Here is a 17,130-nt window from a genome sequence, read left to right as displayed (position 1 = left end):
TACTTCACGTATGCACCTGCGCACCCGTGCCCCTCGTCGGCCTGCGCCGCAGGCGCAGAGATAAGGCTTCCCGCGAGGAACGCGGCGACGGCTCGACGCGGTGCAGACGGGCCAGCAGGACGGCGGCGTCCTCCCAGGGGGCGGCATCCGGGTCCGCCGGGTCGACAGGGGTGCCGTAGGGCCACACCGTGACGGGCCGGTCCTGCGGCTCGGCGACGGTCCCGCGCGGGAGCGGGATCGGCGGCAGCAGGATCCCGGCGAAGGCCGGGTGGGCGGCCAGGCCGAGGCGGGCGCGGTGGCCGTCGCGGTCGGTGTCGGGGGCGTGGGCCTTGGCGACGGCGGTGCCGTGACGGACGACGATTCCGTCGGGGCGGTCGGCGAGCGTCTCGCCGGAGCAGGAGCCGGGGGTGTCGGGGGCCTCGTCGGTGCCCTCGCGGGCGCCGCAGGCTCGGCAGGTGGCGCGGGGGGTGGTGCGGTGGGCGGCGTCGCGGGCGACGTCGGCCAGGGCGCGTACGACGGGTCCGGTCACCGCTGGAGCGTATCCCGGGGTCCGCAATGCGCGATGGCCGGTCAGCTCCCCAGCTGACCGGCCAAACGCTGCCGTCCGCCGCACCCCCGTCCCCACGGGGCTGTTGGCCGGATGTCCCCGACCCGGACCGCTCTTCCGGGCCCGGGGCGCCTTTCAGCGCCCCAGCATCACGCCCACGGACGACGCCTGTGTGACCACCGCATCCCAGCCGCCGAAGACGACCACGAGCAGTGCCGCGAGGGGAAGGACCATGGCTGTCGCGACCAGCGGGTGCCGGGTGCCGGACGGGCGGGCGCCGAACGCGGCGGATGCCCTGCGTCCCTGCGTGCGGATCATCGTCCGCGATGCCGTGTCCGCCATGGTCCTTCTCCTGTCGTGGTTGGCAGCGGCGGGTGTCTGACCTCGGGGGACGAGTGCTGCACCCGCCGCTTGACATCAACATTAGGGAAGCGGAGGGGCCCGGGCGTCATGCCCTCGTACCGATTGGCGGGCCTCCCGGAGGATGAGCCGTCACCCCCCGGTGTACTCCCCAGGGTGGAGACGCCGCTGCGGGAGTTGGGGTCTTCCCTGAGGGGGCCGCTCAGTCGGTTGCGTCCTCGCGCGGGACCGGCTGCTCCACCAGGGCCAGCACGCGGTTGGCCATGAACCGGGCCGTGCGGACGGCGGTGCCGGTGCGCGTGACTTCGCTCACTTCGACCACCCCTCTGCGGACCGCCGTCTCGACCCTGCGGCCCGCCCGGCTTGCCACCACTTCGTAGGTACGGGTCGTGTCCCCCGCGTCCACGACTATCTCCACGCGGTCACCCTTCATCGATCCAATCCCCCTTCTTCGACGAGGCGTTGAGATCTCGCACGAGCCGGCGGAGATGGATCCGGCCTCCGCTGACCACCCCTCAAGTGTCCCATCGGGCACTGACAATCGATCGGCTCACGAGGGCGCGGCCTATGAGCGCACCGGCGCGGCGGTACGTAAGCTGTGCCACGTCACAAGCGGACGACCGGGCAGCGGGGTGGGGCCTCCCCACCGTAGGTAGGGGACGGACATGGCGATGATGCGGCTCCGGCGCGAGGACCCGCGTGTCGTCGGCTCGTTCAGGCTGCACCGGCGGCTGGGCGCGGGCGGTATGGGCGTCGTGTACCTCGGGTCGGACCGGCGGGGCCAGCGGGTCGCCCTGAAGGTGATCCGGCCCGACCTGGCGGAGGATCAGGAGTTCCGCTCGCGGTTCGCGCGCGAGGTGTCCGCAGCGCGGCGGATCCGCGGCGGCTGCACGGCCCGGCTGGTGGCCGCGGACCTGGAGGCCGACCGGCCGTGGTTCGCCACCCAGTACGTCCCCGGCCCCTCGCTGCACGACAAGGTGGCGGAGGAGGGCCCGCTGCGGGCGGCCGACGTGGCCGCGATCGGCGCGGCGCTGTCGGAGGGCCTCGTCGCGGTCCACGAGGCCGGCGTGGTGCACCGCGACCTGAAGCCGTCGAACATTCTGCTGTCGCCCAAGGGGCCCCGGATCATCGACTTCGGCATCGCCTGGGCGACGGGCGCGAGCACGCTGACCCATGTGGGGACGGCCGTGGGGTCGCCCGGCTTCCTGGCTCCCGAGCAGGTGCGCGGTGCCGTGGTCACGCCGGCCACGGACGTCTTCGCGTTGGGTGCCACGCTGGCCTATGCGGCGATGGCCGACTCGCCGTTCGGGCACGGCAGTTCCGAGGTGATGCTCTACCGGGTGGTGCACGAGGAGCCACAGTTGCACGGGGTGCACGACGCACTGGCTCCGCTGGTCTCGGCTTGTCTGGCGAAGGATCCGGAGGAGCGTCCCAGCACCCTGCAACTGTCCATGCGGCTCAAGGAGATCGCGGCCAGGGAGGCTCAGGGGCTGCACGACGCGCGGCCGCCGGCGCAGCGGGAGCGGGTGGAGCTGGACCGTGCCACCGCGCGCTACCCGGAGCACATGGAGCGTACCGAGCGCATGGAGCGGCGTACGGGTGGCTCGACGAGGCCGCAGGCGCCCTCCCGTACCGGCGGCGGGTCCCGGCCTCAGCAGCCGCGCAACACGGGCGGTACGAACGGCCGGCAGGGAGGCACCCGGTCGGGCGCCAGGACGACGGCGACCGGGCGGCGGCCCGCCAATCCACGGCTGCTGCGTCAGCGGATCACGGTCTTCTTCGTGGTCACGCTGATCGTGGCGCTGGGCATCGCGGCGGCCCAGAAGCTGTAGCCGCCGTCAGCGGCAGCGGCTAACGGGGGCGGCCGGTCGCGACCGCGTAGAAGGCGACCGCGGCCGCGGCGCCTACGTTGAGCGAGTCGACTCCGTGTGCCATGGGAATGCGGACCCACTCGTCGGCCGCCATCAGCGCCTTGGTGGACAGCCCGTCGCCCTCCGCGCCGACCATGAGCGCTACGCGCTCCAGGCTGTGCGGGGCCGCCTCTTCGATGGAGGTGGCTTTCTCGTCGGGGGTGAGGGCGAGCAGCCTGAATCCTGCCTCACGCACCGTTTCGAGACTCTTGGGCCATGTGTCGAGGCGCGCGTACGGAACGGAGAACACGGCGCCCATGGAGACCTTGACGGAGCGTCGGTACAGCGGGTCCGCGCAGTCCGGTGAGAGCAGCACCGCGTCCATACCGAGGGCCGCCGCGCTGCGGAAGATGGCGCCGATGTTGGTGTGGTCGTTGACCGACTCCATGACCACCACCCTGCGGGCGGGGGTCAGGAGTTCGGCCGCCGCCGGGAGGGGCTTGCGCTGCATGGACGCGAGGGCGCCCCGGTGCACGTGGTAGCCGGTGACTCGTTCCGCGAGGGCGGGGTCGACCGCGTACACGGGGGCCGGGACCTCGTCGATGACGTCGCGCATGACGTCGACCCACTTGGCGGAGAGCAGCATCGACCGCATCTTGTAGCCGGCCTGCCGGGCGCGGCGGATGACCTTCTCGCCCTCGGCGATGAACAGGCCCTCCTCCGGTTCGCGGCGGCGGCGCAGTTCGACGTCGGTCAGACCGGTGTAGTCGCGCAGACGGGGGTCGTCGGGGTCCTCGATGGTGATGAGATCGGCCACAGGGTGATACTGCCTTCTTGGATGTGCGGTGCCAACGGTTCCAGCAGAATGCCGTTACCGGTGGTTACTTGTGCCGGTGGTCACTTGTACCGGCGGCTACTTCTGCCGGTGGCTACTTCTGTGTGCCGACGGCGACGACGTCGCCGATGACGATGACGGCCGGGGGCCGTACGTCCTGCGCCTTGACGGTCTCCGCGACCGTGGCGAGCGTGGCGTCCACCCTCCGCTGGGCGGCGGTCGTTCCCTCCTGGACGAGAGCGAGCGGGGTGTCGGGCGCCTTGCCGTGGGTGATGAGGGCCTGCGCGATGGCGCCGATCTTGTCGACTCCCATGAGGATCACCAGCGTGCCCCGCAGGCGGGCGAGGGACTTCCAGTCGACGAGCGAACGCGGGTCGTCGGGGGCGACATGGCCGCTGACGACCGTGAACTCGTGCGCGACGCCGCGGTGGGTCACCGGGATACCGGCGGCCGAGGGGACCGAGATGGAGCTGGAGATGCCGGGCACGACGGTGCAGGGGATGCCCGCCTCCGCGAGGGCCTGGGCCTCCTCCATGCCGCGGCCGAAGACATACGGGTCGCCGCCCTTGAGCCGCACGACGGCCTTGCCGGCCTTGGCGTGCTCGATGAGGGCGTTGTTGATGGCCTCTTGGGCCATGAACCGGCCGTACGGGATCTTCGCGGCGTCGATCACCTCGACGTGCGGCGGGAGTTCGTCGAGCAGGTCGCGCGGGCCCAGGCGGTCGGCGATGACGACGTCGGCCTCCGCGAGGAGCCGGCGGCCGCGGACGGTGATCAGGTCCGGGTCGCCGGGCCCGCCGCCGACGAGGGCGACGAACGGGGCGCGGGTGCGGTGGTGCGGCGCGGCGAGGGTGCCGTCGCGCAGCCCCTCGACGATCGCGTCGCGCACGGCGGCGGAACGCCGCGGGTCGCGGCCGGTGAGGACGGCGACGGTCACGCCGTCGCTGCGGCCTGTGGCCGGGGTCCAGGCGGTGGCGGCTTCCGCGTCGTCGCTGCGGACACACCAGGTCTTGGTCCGCTCGGCCTCCGCGGACGCGCGGGCGTTGGCGTCGGCGTCGCTGGTGGCGACGAGGGCGTACCAGGCGTCGGCGATGTCGCCGTCCTCGTAGCGGCGACGGGTCCAGGTGATCTCGCCGGACTCGGCCATGGCCTCGACGGAGGGGGTGGCGGACGGGGAGATCAGGGTGACGTCGGCGCCGGCCGCTACCAGGGCCGGGAGCCTGCGCTGGGCGACCTGCCCGCCGCCGATGACGACGACGCGCCGCCCCGCGAGACGGAGACCGACGGGGTAGGCGGGTTGCTCGGCGTGCGGGACGTGCTCGGCCATGGCGGTGCGGCTCCTCGGGCGGGGCAGGGCGGTGAGTGAGGCCGCTGCGACGCTGAAGCGGCTGGTGGGGACGGGTGAGGGGTCCTGGCCACCACGATACGGCCCCGCGTGGGGAGCCTCGGGGGCCGTTGCGGAACAGTTGCTTCCGGGACCTGTGCGCCGCGCACCCGGTACGGAGCGGACCAGGTGCGCGGGCGAGGACGGCCTACTTCTCCGTGACGCCTGCCGAGTCGAACGTCGCCACCTCGTGCATGGCGCGCGCGGCGCTCTGGACCACCGGCAGCGCCAGCAGGGCGCCCGTGCCCTCGCCGAGACGGAGATCGAGGTCGACCAGCGGCCGCAGGCCCAGCTTGTTCAGCGCCGCCACATGACCGGGCTCCGCACTTCGGTGACCGGCGATGCACGCGGCCAGCGCCTCGGGGGCGATGGCGCGGGCGACGAGGGCCGCCGCGCCCGTGCTGACGCCGTCCAGGACGACCGGTGTCCGCAGCGAGGCACCGCCGAGAATGAGACCGACCAGCGCGCAGTGCTCCAGACCGCCGACCGCCGACAGAACCCCGATCGGGTCCGCCGGGTCGGGCCGGTGGAGTTCGAGGCCGCGGCGGACGACGTCGACCTTGCGGGCGTGCATCTCGTCGTTGATGCCGGTACCGCGACCGGTGATCTCGGACGGGTCGGCGCCCGTGTAGACGGAGATCAGCGCTGCGGACGTGGTGGTGTTCGCGATGCCCATCTCGCCGGTGAGCAGCGCCTTGTTGCCGGCGGCCACCAGGTCGCGGGCGGTCTCGATGCCGACCTCGATCGCCGAGAGCACCTCTTCACGGCTGAGGGCCGGTCCGGTGGTGAAGTCTGCGGTGCCGGCACGCACCTTGCGCGGCAGCAGGCCGGGGGTGGCCGGCAGGTCGGACGCCACGCCGACGTCGATGACGCAGACCTCGGCCCCGACCTGGTTGGCGAAGGCGTTGCAGACCGCCCCGCCGCCGAGGAAGTTGGCCACCATCTGGCCGGTGACCTCCTGGGGCCAGGCCGTGACTCCCTGGGCGTGCACGCCGTGGTCGCCCGCGAAGATCGCGACGGCCGCGGGCTCCGGGATCGGCGGCGGGCACATCCTGGATAGGCCGGAGAGCTGTGCGGAGATGATCTCCAGCATCCCCAGCGCGCCGGAGGGCTTGGTCATCCGCTTCTGGCGTTCCCACGCCTCACCGAGCGCCTTGGCGTCCAGCGGGCGGATGTTGGTGACGGTCTCCTGCAAAAGATCGTGCGGCTCCTCGCCGGGCAGCGCCCGGCGGCCGTACGTCTCCTCGTGGACGACCCACGACAGGGGTCGGCGCTTCGACCAGCCCGCCTGCATCAGCTCGGGTTCCTCGGGGAACTCGTCGACATACCCGACGCAGAGATAGGCGACGACCTCGAGGTGCTCGGGCAGGCCGAGCGTACGGACCATCTCGCGCTCGTCGAAGAAGGAGACCCAGCCGACGCCGAGCCCCTCCGCGCGGGCGGCGAGCCAGAGGTTCTCGACGGCGAGCGCCGAGGAGTAGGGGGCCATCTGCGGCTGGGTGTGCCGGCCGAGGGTGTGGCGGCCGCCGCGGGTGGGGTCGGCCGTCACGACGATGTTCACCGGCGTGTCGAGGATGGCCTCGATCTTCAGTTCCTTGAACTGCTTCGCCCGGCCCTTGGGCAGCGACTTGGCGTACGCCTCGCGCTGGCGCTGGGCGAGTTCGTGCATCGTGCGGCGGGTCTCCGCGGAGCGGATGACGACGAAGTCCCAGGGCTGGGAGTGGCCGACGCTGGGCGCGGTGTGCGCCGCTTCGAGGACCCGCAGGAGGACCTCGTGCGGGATGGGGTCGCTGCGGAAACCGTTGCGGATGTCGCGGCGTTCGCGCATGACGCGCAGGACCGCTTCGCGTTCGGCGTCGTCGTAGCCGGGCGCGGGGGCCGTGGCCCTCTCGACCGGCTGGGGGGCCTGGGCCTCGCCCGCGCACTCGTCGTGGTCCGCGACGGGAGACACGACGGCCTCCTGGCCAGGAGCGGGTTCGCCGGTCTCGGGGGCAGGGGCCGCGTCAGCGTCCGCGGGGGTCGCGTCCGAGGGGGCCGTCTCCGCAGGGGTTGCGTCGGGGCCCGCCTCGGGAGCGGTGTCGGACTCCGCAGCGACCTCGGTGGGGGCGGGCTCCGCGACGACGTCGGGGCCGGGCTCAGGCTCCGGATCAGTGGCAGGGTCCGCCTGGGCTACGGGTCCGGTTTCGGGGCCGGCTTCCGCGGTCGCCGCGTGCACGGCTTCCGGCAGGGCCTCCGCCTCGGGAGCCGACGCGGACGGCGCGACGTTCTCCGCCTCAACGGCCGGAGTCTCAGCCTGCGGAGCCTCGACGGGGGCGGCTTCGACGGGGGCGGGCTCGGACAAGGCCTCCGTCTGCGGCACCTCTGCGGCACCGGGAAGCGCAGCCTCGGGTGCGGGGACCGGCTCCTGTGCCGCCGCGTGCTGGTGCGGCTCCGAGCCGCCGGTGCGCGGAGCAGGCACGGTTGCCTCCACCGCGACGGGCGCGTGCTCCGACGGGGCCTCGGCGGCGGGCTGTTCGGCCGTCGGCTCTGCTGCCGACTCGGCCGACGCCTGCGGGACGACCGTTTCTTCGGCAGCCACGGGCGTGGCCGTGGGCGCGTGGTCCTGTGGCGGCTGGGGGTCCCAGGGGGCACCGGCCTGCGGGGGGATCTCCCCCAGCTGCGGGCCGGGCAGCTCGGCGGCGGGCTCCTCGCGCGGTACGTCGAGGTATTCCACGCCCGTGTGGGCGGGCTGCGCCGGGGTGGTGCGGACGACCATCGGATGCGGCGGCGTTCCGGCCGGACCTCGGTCGGCGAGCGAGCGGACCACGCCGCTGGAGGTGTCGGGCACAGGCGGTCCCATGTGGAGCGGGCGACGCGCGGGAGGCGGCGTCGGCATGGCGGAGGTGGCGGCCGCGGGCATCCGTACGGCGCCGAGGTCGACGGAGCCGGAGTCACGGCCGCCCGCCTCGTGGGCGCCGGTCTCGTGGACGGCCGTCTGTGTGGCGGCGACCGCCTCGTACTGGGGCACGCCCTGCTCGTGCGCCGCAGCAGCGGGCGTCTCCGCCGGGGCCTCGGCTACGACGGAGGACTCGGCGGAGGCCTCGACCGCGACGGGGGCCTGCGCCTGCGCGGCGACGGCGGCCGGGTCGTCCGGCGCCACGCCGGGGATCACCGACATCGTCCCCTGTACCTGCACCAACGGCTCCTGTGCGGCGACTTCCTGCGCCGGGACCTGGTACTGCTGAGAGTCCTGGGGCAGGCCGTCCTGGAACTGCTGCGAGCCCTGGGGCGGGGCCTGGACCTCCTGGAAGGCGGGCTCCTGGACTGCCGGAGTCACCTCGACGAACTCGGGAGCCGTCATCGCCTCCGGCGCCGAGCCAGGCACGAACGCATCGCCCGGGGCGGGCTCCCCTGCCCCCTGCTCGACACCGTGCACAGCCGGTGCGGCCTGGTAGTCGTGCGCCTGGTAGGCGGCGGACCCGTAATCGGTCCGGTACTCGCCGCTCTGATGCAGCGCCGCGTCCTGGGGCGCCATCGGCTGAACGCCCGCGGGCGCCGCCGCGTACTGATCGGTGGCGGGCGCCGCCTGCATGTGCCCGGCCGGAGCCATGGCAGCGTGCTGGGGGTCGCTCCATGCGCCCTGCGCACCAGGCATCAGCAGGAGGTCGTCCTCTTCCGGGCTGCTCGCGGAGGGTTCGAGGTAGGTGTACGCGCCGGGAGCGGGGACGCCCGGCTGCTCCACCATGCCTGCGTTCTCCGGCAGCCCCTCACCCGGGATCTGGCCGGTGTCAGTCATGCGCGTACCCCTCGCCCATCGGTTGCTCCTTCGCCCATCGCCCGGGACGTCCGACAGCGGCACACCTGACGCCCGTCAACAAGAACGAGCGTGTGCGCCGCGCGGCACGATTGACCCACGGACCCAGACATTGTCGCGGTCGTTCGCCACCGCGGCAGCAAGATCCGCCGCGGTTCGCTGTGGGCTGCGCCACGTCGCGCGACCCCCCGGTATCGGCGTACCACATTTGGGAACCAAAGTGGCTCCCTTTTCCGGACATTGACGAACGAAGCGACGAACACCCGGCTGCGGTACAACGATCGGCCAGCCTACCCCGGACCGTCCGTGGCGGGGGGCCGGGGGCGCGGGTCGGGCTGCCGTCCGCAGAGCAGGAAGACGACCGATCGCTCCCGCTCCGACCAGTCGGAGGTGTCCATTTCGACGGACTGGAGCAGGGCGCATTCGACGGCGTACCCGCCGGCGGCGAGCGCCGCGCCGATGGCCTCCGCCTCGTCACGCGTGGAGGCATGGGCGACGATGCGCTCCGGCCGCCGGTCCGCCACGGCGGTGACGACCGGCACTCCCCCGCCTCCGATGCGCACGACATCGGGTTCGGGCAGTCGTTCGAGAACGTGCGGGGCGCGCCCCTGCACCACCTGGAGTTGGACGCCGAAGCGGCGGGCCGACGCCTCGGTGCGGCGGCAGGCGTCGGGGTCGGCGTCGACGGCGATCACGGCGGCGCCGAAACGCGCTGCTTCCGCGGCGAGTGCGCCACTGCCGCTGCCGATGTCCCAGAGGAGGTCGCCGGCGCGGGGCCCCAGCCTGGCGAGTTGGGCCGCCCGCAGTCCGGCGTACTCGCCCTCGCCGGTGGCCGTCTCCGTGGGGTCGCCCGTGGCCGTCTCGGCGTACGGCAGCGCCCATCCGCGCAGGGCCGGCGGGTAGCCCGGCTCCCGGCCGGCGATCCAGCCGCCGGCGCCGGTGTGGGGGGTGGCACTGCCGGTGCCGCCGATGACGATGACGACATTGGGGTCGCGCCACATGTGGTCGGCGACCTTGTCGGAGGTGAGGACGGTGACCTGCTCCCGGTCGGTGCCCAGTTCCTCACAGATCACGAAGGTGCGGTGGATTCCGTCGAGCAGCAGTGCGAGTTCGGCGGGCCCGGCACCCGGCGAGGTCAGAACCGCGACCTTGGTGTGTGCCCGGCACACATTGACCGCGCGGCGCAGCGTACGGCTGTGTGCGACGACGATCTGGGCGTCGTCCCAGGGCATGCCCGCCCTGGCGAAGGCGGCGGCCACGGAGGAGACGGCGGGCACGACCTCGACCTCGAGGCCGTACTCGGGCGCCCGCAGCGTGCGTACGACGCCGAAGAAGCCGGGGTCGCCGTCGGCGAGGACAACGGCGCTGCCGCGGTGTCCGGCGATCCGTCGGGCGGCGAGGTCCACGCTGCCGAGCCGGATGCGTTCGGCAGCCGGCGGCACTTCGGGCAGCGCCAGATGGTGGGCGGCGCCGGCCACCAGGGTGGCGGCGGACAGCGCCGACCTGGCCGCCTGGGTGAGCGGCGAACCGTCCCAGCCGATCACCGTGACCCGGTCGGCCATCGTCGTCAGTCTCCTGGAGGTTGTCGCAGGTCGGAGCAGTTCCGCGGGTACGCGTCGCAGGGTGAGGGTACCTGGCGGCCCCGGCCTCGGGCCCCGGGGAGGGTCCCACCACGCCCGGGGGATCAGTTCCAGTCGGTGAAGGAGGTGTAGCCCGCCTCGGCCATGCGGTCGGCCTCCATGTCCTCGGGCAGCAGGCTCCAGACGATGAGGTCGGTGCGGATGTCCGCCCACGTGCCGTCCTGCGTCTGGGTGCGCGCTATCCAGGCGTTGCGCAGGACGCCTTCGCTGATGCAGCCGATCTTCTGCGCCACCTGCTGGGAGGCGGTGTTGTCCGCGGCGGTGCGCAGCTCCATGCGCTCGAACCTCTGGTTGCGGAAGAGCCATTGGGCCACGGCGAGGACGGACTCGGTCGCGTATCCCTCGCCGCGCGCCCAGGGGGCCGTGACGTAGGAGACCTCGGTGGACAGCGTGCGCCAGTTGGTGTTCTGCAGGTGGACGACGCCGACGAGCCGCTGAGTGAGGAACTCGGTGACGGCGAGGACGATGCCGTGGCCCTCCGTCCGTATCGCAGGAGCGATCCTGCGCACCCATTCCTCGGAGTCCGCAGTCGTGTAGGGGTGCGGCACGGAGGTCCACGCGGTGACCATCTCGTCGTTCATCATCTCGGTGTGAGCCGCGATGTCGGCGTCCTCGTAGGGGCGCAGTACCAACCGCTCCGTACTGATGGACACGTCCGGGAAGGCGGTAGTCATGCGCAGCTCCATGCCGAAGACTGTCGATAAATGGTCAAAGCCGTTGGGTTGTCGTAGCCGTAAAGGCACAGCATGCAACATCGGGTGCGCGCCGCGCATGGCCGGGTGGGGTACGACGCGGCCCCGCGCACCTTGGTAGGTGCGCGGGGCCTGAGTCAAGTGGGGCCGCTCGAGCCTTACTTGGCGGCGCCGAAAGCGGGCACGACGGAGCCGGCGTACTTGTCCTCGATGAACTTCTTCACCTCGGGCGAGTTGAGGAGCTCGGCGAGCTTCTGCACACGGCTGTCGCCCTCGTTGCCCTCCTTGACGGCGAGGAAGTTGGCGTACGGGTTGCCTTCGGCCTTCTCCAGCACCAGCGAGTCGGTGGCGGGCTCGAGGTCGGCTTCGATGGCGTAGTTGCCGTTGATGACGGCGGCGTCGACGTCGTTCAGGGCGCGGGGCAGCGTGGCGGCCTCCAGCTCCTTGAACTTCAGGCCCTTCGCGTCGGCGATGTCGGAGAGCTTGGCGTCGGTGCCCACACCGTCCTTGAGGACGATCAGACCGTTGTCGGCGAGCAGGTGGAGTGCGCGGCCCTCGTTGGTGGTGTCGTTGGGGACCGCGACGGTCTGACCGGCCTTGATGTCCTTGATGTCGCCGGCCTTCTTGGAGTAGAGGCCGAGCGGCTCGAGGTGGACGTTGACGACCGGGACGATGGTCGTCTTGTTCTTCTTGTTGAAGTCGTCCAGGTACGGCTTGTGCTGGAAGAAGTTGGCGTCGACCTGGCCCTGCTGGGTGGCGGTGTTCGGCAGGACGTAGTCCGTGAACTCCTTGACCTCCAGCTTGAGGCCCGCCTTGGCCGCCAGCTTGTCCTTGACGTAGTTCAGGATGTCGGCGTGCGGCGTCGGGGACGCCGCGACGACGAGCGCCTTGGACTGGTCGGCCTTGGCGCCGGACTCGGTCTTGGCACCCGGGTCGGAGGCCGTGCCGCAGGCGGTGAGGCCGAGGGCGAGGGCGGCGGTGGCGCCGGCGGCCGCGGTGAGCTTGATGTTCTTACGCACGAAAAGTGCCTCTTTCTGGTGGTGGAACGTCGCCCGGACAAGGAGTGCGGGCTGTGTGGGGAGAGTTGTCGAAGGTCAGCTTGCGGCGCGTCCGCGGCGGGCGAGGAGCCGGACGACGCCGTCGCCGACGAGCTGCACGATCGTCACCATGGCGATCAGGATCACGACCGTGATGAGCATGAACTGGGTCTCGAAGCGCTGGAATCCGTAGGTGACTGCTTTGGATCCGAGGCCTTCGCCGCCGACCGCGCCGGCCATCGCCGAGTAGCCGACGAGGACGATGACGGTGGTGGTGACCGCGGCGACCAGCGAGGGCAGGGCCTGCGGCAGCAGCACCTTGCGGACGATGGTGGGAATCGAGCCGCCCATGGACTGGACTGCTTCGACCAGGCCGTGGTCGACCTCGCGGATGGCGGTCTCCACGAGGCGCGCGAAGAAGGGGATGGCGCCGACGGCGAGCGGCACGATCATCGCGGTCGGGCCGATGAAGGTGCCGACGACGAGGGTTGTGAACGGGATCAGCGCGATCAGCAGGATGATGAACGGCAGCGAGCGGCCGATGTTCACGATCACGCCGACGACCTTGTTCACCGGGGTGTTCTGCAGCAGTCCGCCCTTGTCGGTGAGGACGAGGAGCACACCGAGCGGCAGTCCGCCCGCGACGGTGACGAGGGTGGACCACAGCACCATGTACAGGGTGTCCAGCGTTCCCTGGCTCAGCAGGGGCTCCATCTCGGACCAGGTCACTTCGCGACCTCCTTGACAAGCTCGGGCGCGCTCTGCGCCGGGATGAAGGCCGACTGCCCGCCGGGGCCGACGATGTCGACCTGCAGGCCCTGCTCGCGCAGGAAGCCGACCGGGACGACGTTCTCTTCGTAGCGGCCGGGCAGTTCGATGCGCATCCGGCCGATCTGCTTGCCTCCGACGGTGTCCATGGCGGCGCCGAGGATCGAGATGTCGATGTTGTAGGTGCGCGAGAGCTGGGAGATCACGGGCTGGGTGGCGGCCTCGCCGTGGAAGGTGACGTCGATGACCGTGCGGTCGGGGCCGGAGGCCTCACCGCCCACCGGGAACAGCTCCTGGGCAAGTTCGGAGCCGGGGGTCGCGAGCAGTTCGCTCACCGTTCCGGATTCGATGATCTTCCCCTTCCTCATCAGGGCGGCCGAGTCGCAGATCGTCTTGACGACGTCCATCTCGTGGGTGATCAGCAGCACCGTGAGTCCGAGCTGCCGGTTGAGGTCCCGCAGCAGCTGGAGGATCGAGCGCGTGGTCTCGGGGTCGAGGGCGCTGGTGGCCTCGTCGGACAGCAGCACCTTCGGGTCGCCGGCGAGTGCGCGGGCGATGCCGACGCGCTGCTTCTGGCCGCCGGAGAGCTGGCCGGGGTAGGCCTTGGCCTTGTCGGCGAGACCCACCAGGTCCAGGAGTTCCAGGGCCTTGCGGGAGCGCTGGGCGCCGGACACGCCGAGGATCTCGAGGGGGAGCTCGATGTTGTCCTTCACGGTACGCGACGACAGCAGGTTGAAGTGCTGGAAGACCATGCCGATGCGGCTGCGCGCCTCGCGGAGTTCCTTGGAGGCGCGGCGGCCGCGGCCGGCGAGGGCGGTGAGGTCCGTTCCGGCGACGGTCACGGTGCCGGAGGTGGGGCGCTCGAGGAGGTTGACGCAGCGGATCAGCGAGGACTTGCCGGCGCCGCTCTGGCCGATGACTCCGAAGACCTCGCCTTCACGGACGTGCAGGTCGACGCCGTCCAGAGCGGTGACCTCGCGGCCGCCTCGCGACTGGTAGACCTTGGTAAGGCCCGTAGTGGTGATCACAGGGGTTTCCGTCACTGTCGAGTGCACGGCGCGGTGTCCGCCGGGCACGGGGCATTCGGTTCCGATGCGGCACGGCTGGTTCGGCTGGTGGCCGGGGCAACGCGTGCGCGGGGCAGGCTCGGTCCGGGTGCGTTCCTGGTTCTTCCGGGGACGATCGGACGCGGCGCGGCTGTCGGTCTCGCTTCGGGGCGCGAGGCTCAGGCAGGGGCCCTCAGATGGCGCACATTCGACACATACAACGAGCACCGGGCGTCGTGATCGCCTCGGTCGCAAGGGTGCGGCTGCTCGTCGTGGTCATGGGTGCAAGTAAAACAGACAGGCCGAAGATCAGACCGGCACTGTCCGAATAGCGGACATCTCCTGAACGCTATTCGGACGGCTCACTCCCCGGCTGTGATCTCGAGGCCTGCGGCGGTGACCTGCACGGACACGGCGGAGAGGTCGGGGACGACCACATCGGCGGCGAGCTCGTCGCGGCCGTGTGTTGTGGTCAATGCCACGGTGCGCATGCCCGCGGCGCGTCCGGCGGCCAGGCCCGCGGGAGCGTCCTCGAAGACCACGCAGCGCGCGGGGTCGACGCCGAGGCGGCGTGCGGCGAGCAGGAACGGCTCCGGGTCGGGCTTGCCACGGGTGATGTCGTCGGCGGCGATCATCATCTTGGGCACCACGCCGACCTCCGCGAGCCGGGCCTCGGCGAGCCGCCGGGTGGCGGAGGTGACCACGGCCCACCGCTCCGGGGGCAGCTGTGCGAGGAGTGCGAGCGTGCCGGGCAGTGCCACCACTCCCTGGGCCACGTCCTCGACCTCGAGGTGCTCGATGCGCGCCACCGCCTCGGGGACGACATGGGCGGGCAGCAGGTCGGCGGCTATCTCGGCGGCCGGTCGGCCGTGCAGCCCGACGCGGGCGAAGTCCTCCGCCGTGATGCCGTACTCACCGGCCCACCGCGTCCAGCAGCGGTTCACCGACTCCATGGAGGAGATGAGGGTTCCGTCGTTGTCGAACAGCAGGGCTTCGGCGTGGAGCTTCATGCCACCGACGATAGGTGGGCCGTCGCCCTCCGGTTGCGCCGGGGCCGCGCGCATCGCGCCCTTTGGCCCGTAATACCCTCGAGCCCATGCTTGACGCCCTGACGGTCGCGGTCGCCGTGACCGCGCTCGCCCTCGCCGCGTGGTGCGGCTTCGCCGCGTACCGCGATCAGCCCACCAAGGACTGGCACTTCATCGGCATGGCCGTGGTGAGCGTGCTGGCACTCGCGCAGCTGGTCGTCGGGATCGTGCAGCTCGGGCGGGGCGAGAAGGCCGACGAGGGCACCGCGATCTTCCTGTCGTATCTGATCGGCTCCGCCTTGGCGGTGCCCGCGGCCGGCTTCCTGTCGCTGGCCGAGCGGACCCGCTGGGGCTCGGCGACGGTCGCGGCCGGCGCGGTGGTGCTCGCGGTCCTCGAGGTGCGGCTCCACGACATCTGGGGAGGCTGACGATGGCCGAGCCCACCACGCAGGACAACATGCGGCAGAACACGCGGAAGAAGCGGACGAAGCTGGTCGCCGGACCCGGGCTGCTGCTGGTCTGGCTCTACGGCGTGATGTCCGTCGGCGCCGTGTCCCGGTCCGTCTACCAGATCCTCACCGACTTCGGCAGCGCCCCGCTCGCGCATGTACTGTCGGCCGTCGCGGCCGTGGTGTACGCCTTCATCACCTACACCCTGGTGCGGGGCGGCGAGAGGGCCCGCAAGGCGGCGCTGGTGTGCTGCGCCGCCGAGCTGGCGGGCGTGCTGATCGTGGGGACGTGGACGGTGCTGGACCCCTCCGCGTTCCCCGACTCGACGGTGTGGTCCGAGTACGGCATGGGCTACCTCTTCATCCCGGTGCTGCTGCCGGTCACCGGGATGCTCTGGCTGCGGCGGTCGCGGGTCTCCTGAACTCCTCCGGATCTTTTGAAGGCGTCAGGCGCTGGCCACGTACGCGCCGGCGGACGACTCCTTCTCCAGGGTGACCAGGGTCAGGCGCGGTCCCAACTGTTCGCGGGAGACGGGGACATAACCGCGGCTGCGGTACAGCCGCAGGTTGCTCTCGCTGCGGTGGCCGGTGAAGAGCTGGAACCGCTTGGCCGCCGGGTCCCCGGCGAAACGCTGCTCGATCGCGTCGAGCAGCCGGCCGCCCAGGCCGTGCCGCTGCATCCGGGGGTGGACGATGAGCTTGGCGATGCGGGCCGTCCCCGTGTCGTCCATCCGGGCGCGCACAGAGGCGACGACCTCGTCACCGAGTTTGGCGACGAGGGCGGGACCCTGGGCGATTTCGGCACGGAGGTCGGCCAGCGACTGGGTCAGGGGCTCGATGCCGTAGTCGCCGTAGAGCTCGGCCTCGGTCTGATAGCACAGATACTGCAGCTTGAGGATGTGCTCCGCGTCGGTCTCCGCCGCCGCCGAGATGGTCACGCTCATGCCCATGTGCGCACGCCTCCCGCTCACCTGTCACCGCCGGTTGTCTACCGCTCCTTTCCCCGATGTTCAGGAGCTGCAACCTCTGCCGCGAGCATTCTGCGCAGACACCCCAGGCAACGGGAACGCAGTGGCCCCAGACTTCCTTGTGAGATACCCAACGTCCCTGCGATTTCGCGGTAGGTGGGGTCATGGGGGGACAACATCGCAGTCAGCAGCCGGGGGCAGTTCCCCGGAGTGCGGGCCACGGCGGCCCGCAGCGCACGACGGCGCTCGCTCCTGAGCGCGGCGCGCTCGGGCCCGCCGGCCGGGTCGGCGGAGGGCTCGTGACGGTACGGAAGTTCGCGCGCCGCCTTCCTGCGGGCGCGGCGCGCTTCCGCCCGTACGGCGGCCCGGACCCAGCGCGCGGCGTCGGTCGGCGGCCCCTCGCCGCCGAGCTGCTCCAGGAGCCTTACCCATACGGCCTGTTCCAGGTCACCGGCCTCCATCGAGGCGCCCGGTGCTTCAGCCGTCGCCTCGGCGCTCACCAGGTACCTGAGCGCGCCGACGACATGGACGGGGGTCGGTGTTTCGTCGAGAACGGTCATGCCGGGCGGGACGGCGGACAGGAGGGAGGTGGTTGCCCCGCGGGAGTGCCGTCACCCGTACGGGGTGGACCGGGGAGCGGCTGCCCGAGGGATCAGGGGCGACGCCGCGTCAACCTCGTGTGGCGACAGCGGTTGACGCGGCGTCGGGCCGGTGGAGCCGGTTGCCCGTCCGG

The 17,130-nt window shown here is 71.8% G+C and carries 16 protein-coding genes and 1 pseudogene; 3 read left to right on the top strand and 14 right to left on the bottom strand.

Annotated elements, in window-relative coordinates; all coding sequences use genetic code 11:
• Positions 1–85: 85 nt before the first annotated feature.
• From ABZ070_RS12120 to ABZ070_RS12110, 3 genes and pseudogenes are all read right to left on the bottom strand, one after another.
• Positions 86–529 (bottom strand): annotated as a pseudogene (locus ABZ070_RS12120) (aminoglycoside phosphotransferase family protein); the annotation flags it as partial.
• A 153-nt stretch (positions 530–682) separates the two neighbouring features.
• Positions 683–889: a hypothetical protein gene (locus ABZ070_RS12115; protein ID WP_356632656.1), complete on the bottom strand. Its 207-nt coding sequence runs from the start codon at positions 887–889 to the stop codon at positions 683–685.
• Between the two features lie 220 nt (positions 890–1,109).
• Positions 1,110–1,340 carry a hypothetical protein gene (locus tag ABZ070_RS12110; RefSeq protein ID WP_356632654.1) on the bottom strand — a complete coding sequence of 77 codons (231 nt, stop codon included), beginning with the start codon at positions 1,338–1,340 and terminating at the stop codon, positions 1,110–1,112.
• 232 nt (positions 1,341–1,572) lie between these two features.
• Between ABZ070_RS12110 and ABZ070_RS12105 the strand changes: the two genes are divergently transcribed.
• Positions 1,573–2,739 (top strand): serine/threonine-protein kinase, encoded by a 1,167-nt coding sequence (locus tag ABZ070_RS12105; RefSeq protein WP_356632652.1) that lies wholly within the window; start codon positions 1,573–1,575, stop codon positions 2,737–2,739.
• Positions 2,740–2,758: 19 nt separating this feature from the next.
• Here the strand turns inward: ABZ070_RS12105 and ABZ070_RS12100 are convergent, their stop codons facing one another.
• The 9 genes from ABZ070_RS12100 to ABZ070_RS12060 form a co-directional block, all read right to left on the bottom strand.
• Positions 2,759–3,574: an RNA methyltransferase gene (locus ABZ070_RS12100; protein WP_356632650.1), complete on the bottom strand. Its 816-nt coding sequence runs from the start codon at positions 3,572–3,574 to the stop codon at positions 2,759–2,761.
• A 112-nt stretch (positions 3,575–3,686) separates the two neighbouring features.
• Positions 3,687–4,919, bottom strand: coding sequence for a uroporphyrinogen-III C-methyltransferase (gene cobA, locus ABZ070_RS12095; protein WP_356632648.1), 1,233 nt, complete (start codon positions 4,917–4,919; stop codon positions 3,687–3,689).
• A 205-nt stretch (positions 4,920–5,124) separates the two neighbouring features.
• Positions 5,125–8,751 carry a nicotinate-nucleotide--dimethylbenzimidazole phosphoribosyltransferase gene (gene cobT / locus ABZ070_RS12090; RefSeq protein ID WP_356632646.1) on the bottom strand — a complete coding sequence of 1,209 codons (3,627 nt, stop codon included), beginning with the start codon at positions 8,749–8,751 and terminating at the stop codon, positions 5,125–5,127.
• A 308-nt stretch (positions 8,752–9,059) separates the two neighbouring features.
• The gene (cbiE, locus tag ABZ070_RS12085; RefSeq protein ID WP_356632644.1) at positions 9,060–10,331 is read right to left on the bottom strand and encodes a precorrin-6y C5,15-methyltransferase (decarboxylating) subunit CbiE; all 1,272 of its coding nucleotides are present in this window, start codon (positions 10,329–10,331) and stop codon (positions 9,060–9,062) included.
• 122 nt (positions 10,332–10,453) lie between these two features.
• A complete protein-coding gene (locus tag ABZ070_RS12080; RefSeq protein ID WP_356632642.1) occupies positions 10,454–11,083 on the bottom strand; it encodes a GNAT family N-acetyltransferase in 630 nt (209 codons plus the stop codon).
• Positions 11,084–11,259: 176 nt separating this feature from the next.
• Entirely contained in the window at positions 11,260–12,120 is an 861-nt protein-coding gene (locus tag ABZ070_RS12075) for a MetQ/NlpA family ABC transporter substrate-binding protein (RefSeq protein WP_356632640.1), read from the bottom strand.
• Between the two features lie 75 nt (positions 12,121–12,195).
• Positions 12,196–12,867: a methionine ABC transporter permease gene (locus ABZ070_RS12070; protein ID WP_356632638.1), complete on the bottom strand. Its 672-nt coding sequence runs from the start codon at positions 12,865–12,867 to the stop codon at positions 12,196–12,198.
• Positions 12,864–13,982 carry an ATP-binding cassette domain-containing protein gene (locus ABZ070_RS12065; RefSeq protein WP_356632636.1) on the bottom strand — a complete coding sequence of 373 codons (1,119 nt, stop codon included), beginning with the start codon at positions 13,980–13,982 and terminating at the stop codon, positions 12,864–12,866. The genes ABZ070_RS12070 and ABZ070_RS12065 overlap by 4 nt, the downstream gene beginning before the upstream one ends.
• A 332-nt stretch (positions 13,983–14,314) precedes the next feature.
• A complete protein-coding gene (locus ABZ070_RS12060) occupies positions 14,315–14,962 on the bottom strand; it encodes an HAD-IA family hydrolase (protein WP_356632634.1) in 648 nt (215 codons plus the stop codon).
• Between the two features lie 86 nt (positions 14,963–15,048).
• Here ABZ070_RS12060 and ABZ070_RS12055 point away from each other — a divergent pair, with 86 nt between their 5' ends.
• Positions 15,049–15,408: a hypothetical protein gene (locus tag ABZ070_RS12055; protein ID WP_356632632.1), complete on the top strand. Its 360-nt coding sequence runs from the start codon at positions 15,049–15,051 to the stop codon at positions 15,406–15,408.
• 2 nt (positions 15,409–15,410) lie between these two features.
• Positions 15,411–15,851, top strand: a complete 441-nt coding sequence (locus ABZ070_RS12050; protein WP_356632631.1) for a hypothetical protein — start codon at positions 15,411–15,413, stop codon at positions 15,849–15,851.
• A 24-nt stretch (positions 15,852–15,875) separates the two neighbouring features.
• Here ABZ070_RS12050 and ABZ070_RS12045 read toward each other — a convergent pair whose 3' ends face one another.
• Positions 15,876–16,379, bottom strand: a complete 504-nt coding sequence (locus ABZ070_RS12045) for a GNAT family N-acetyltransferase (protein WP_356632629.1) — start codon at positions 16,377–16,379, stop codon at positions 15,876–15,878.
• Positions 16,380–16,417: 38 nt separating this feature from the next.
• Positions 16,418–16,957, bottom strand: a complete 540-nt coding sequence (locus tag ABZ070_RS12040) for a sigma-70 family RNA polymerase sigma factor (RefSeq protein WP_356632627.1) — start codon at positions 16,955–16,957, stop codon at positions 16,418–16,420.
• Positions 16,958–17,130 lie beyond the last annotated feature (173 nt).

This window comes from Streptomyces sp. NPDC006283, from assembly GCF_040613325.1.
In the GTDB taxonomy this organism is placed as follows: domain Bacteria; phylum Actinomycetota; class Actinomycetes; order Streptomycetales; family Streptomycetaceae; genus Streptomyces.
Note: the sequence above shows the minus strand (reverse complement) of the source record. Positions and strands in the feature narration are given on the sequence as shown.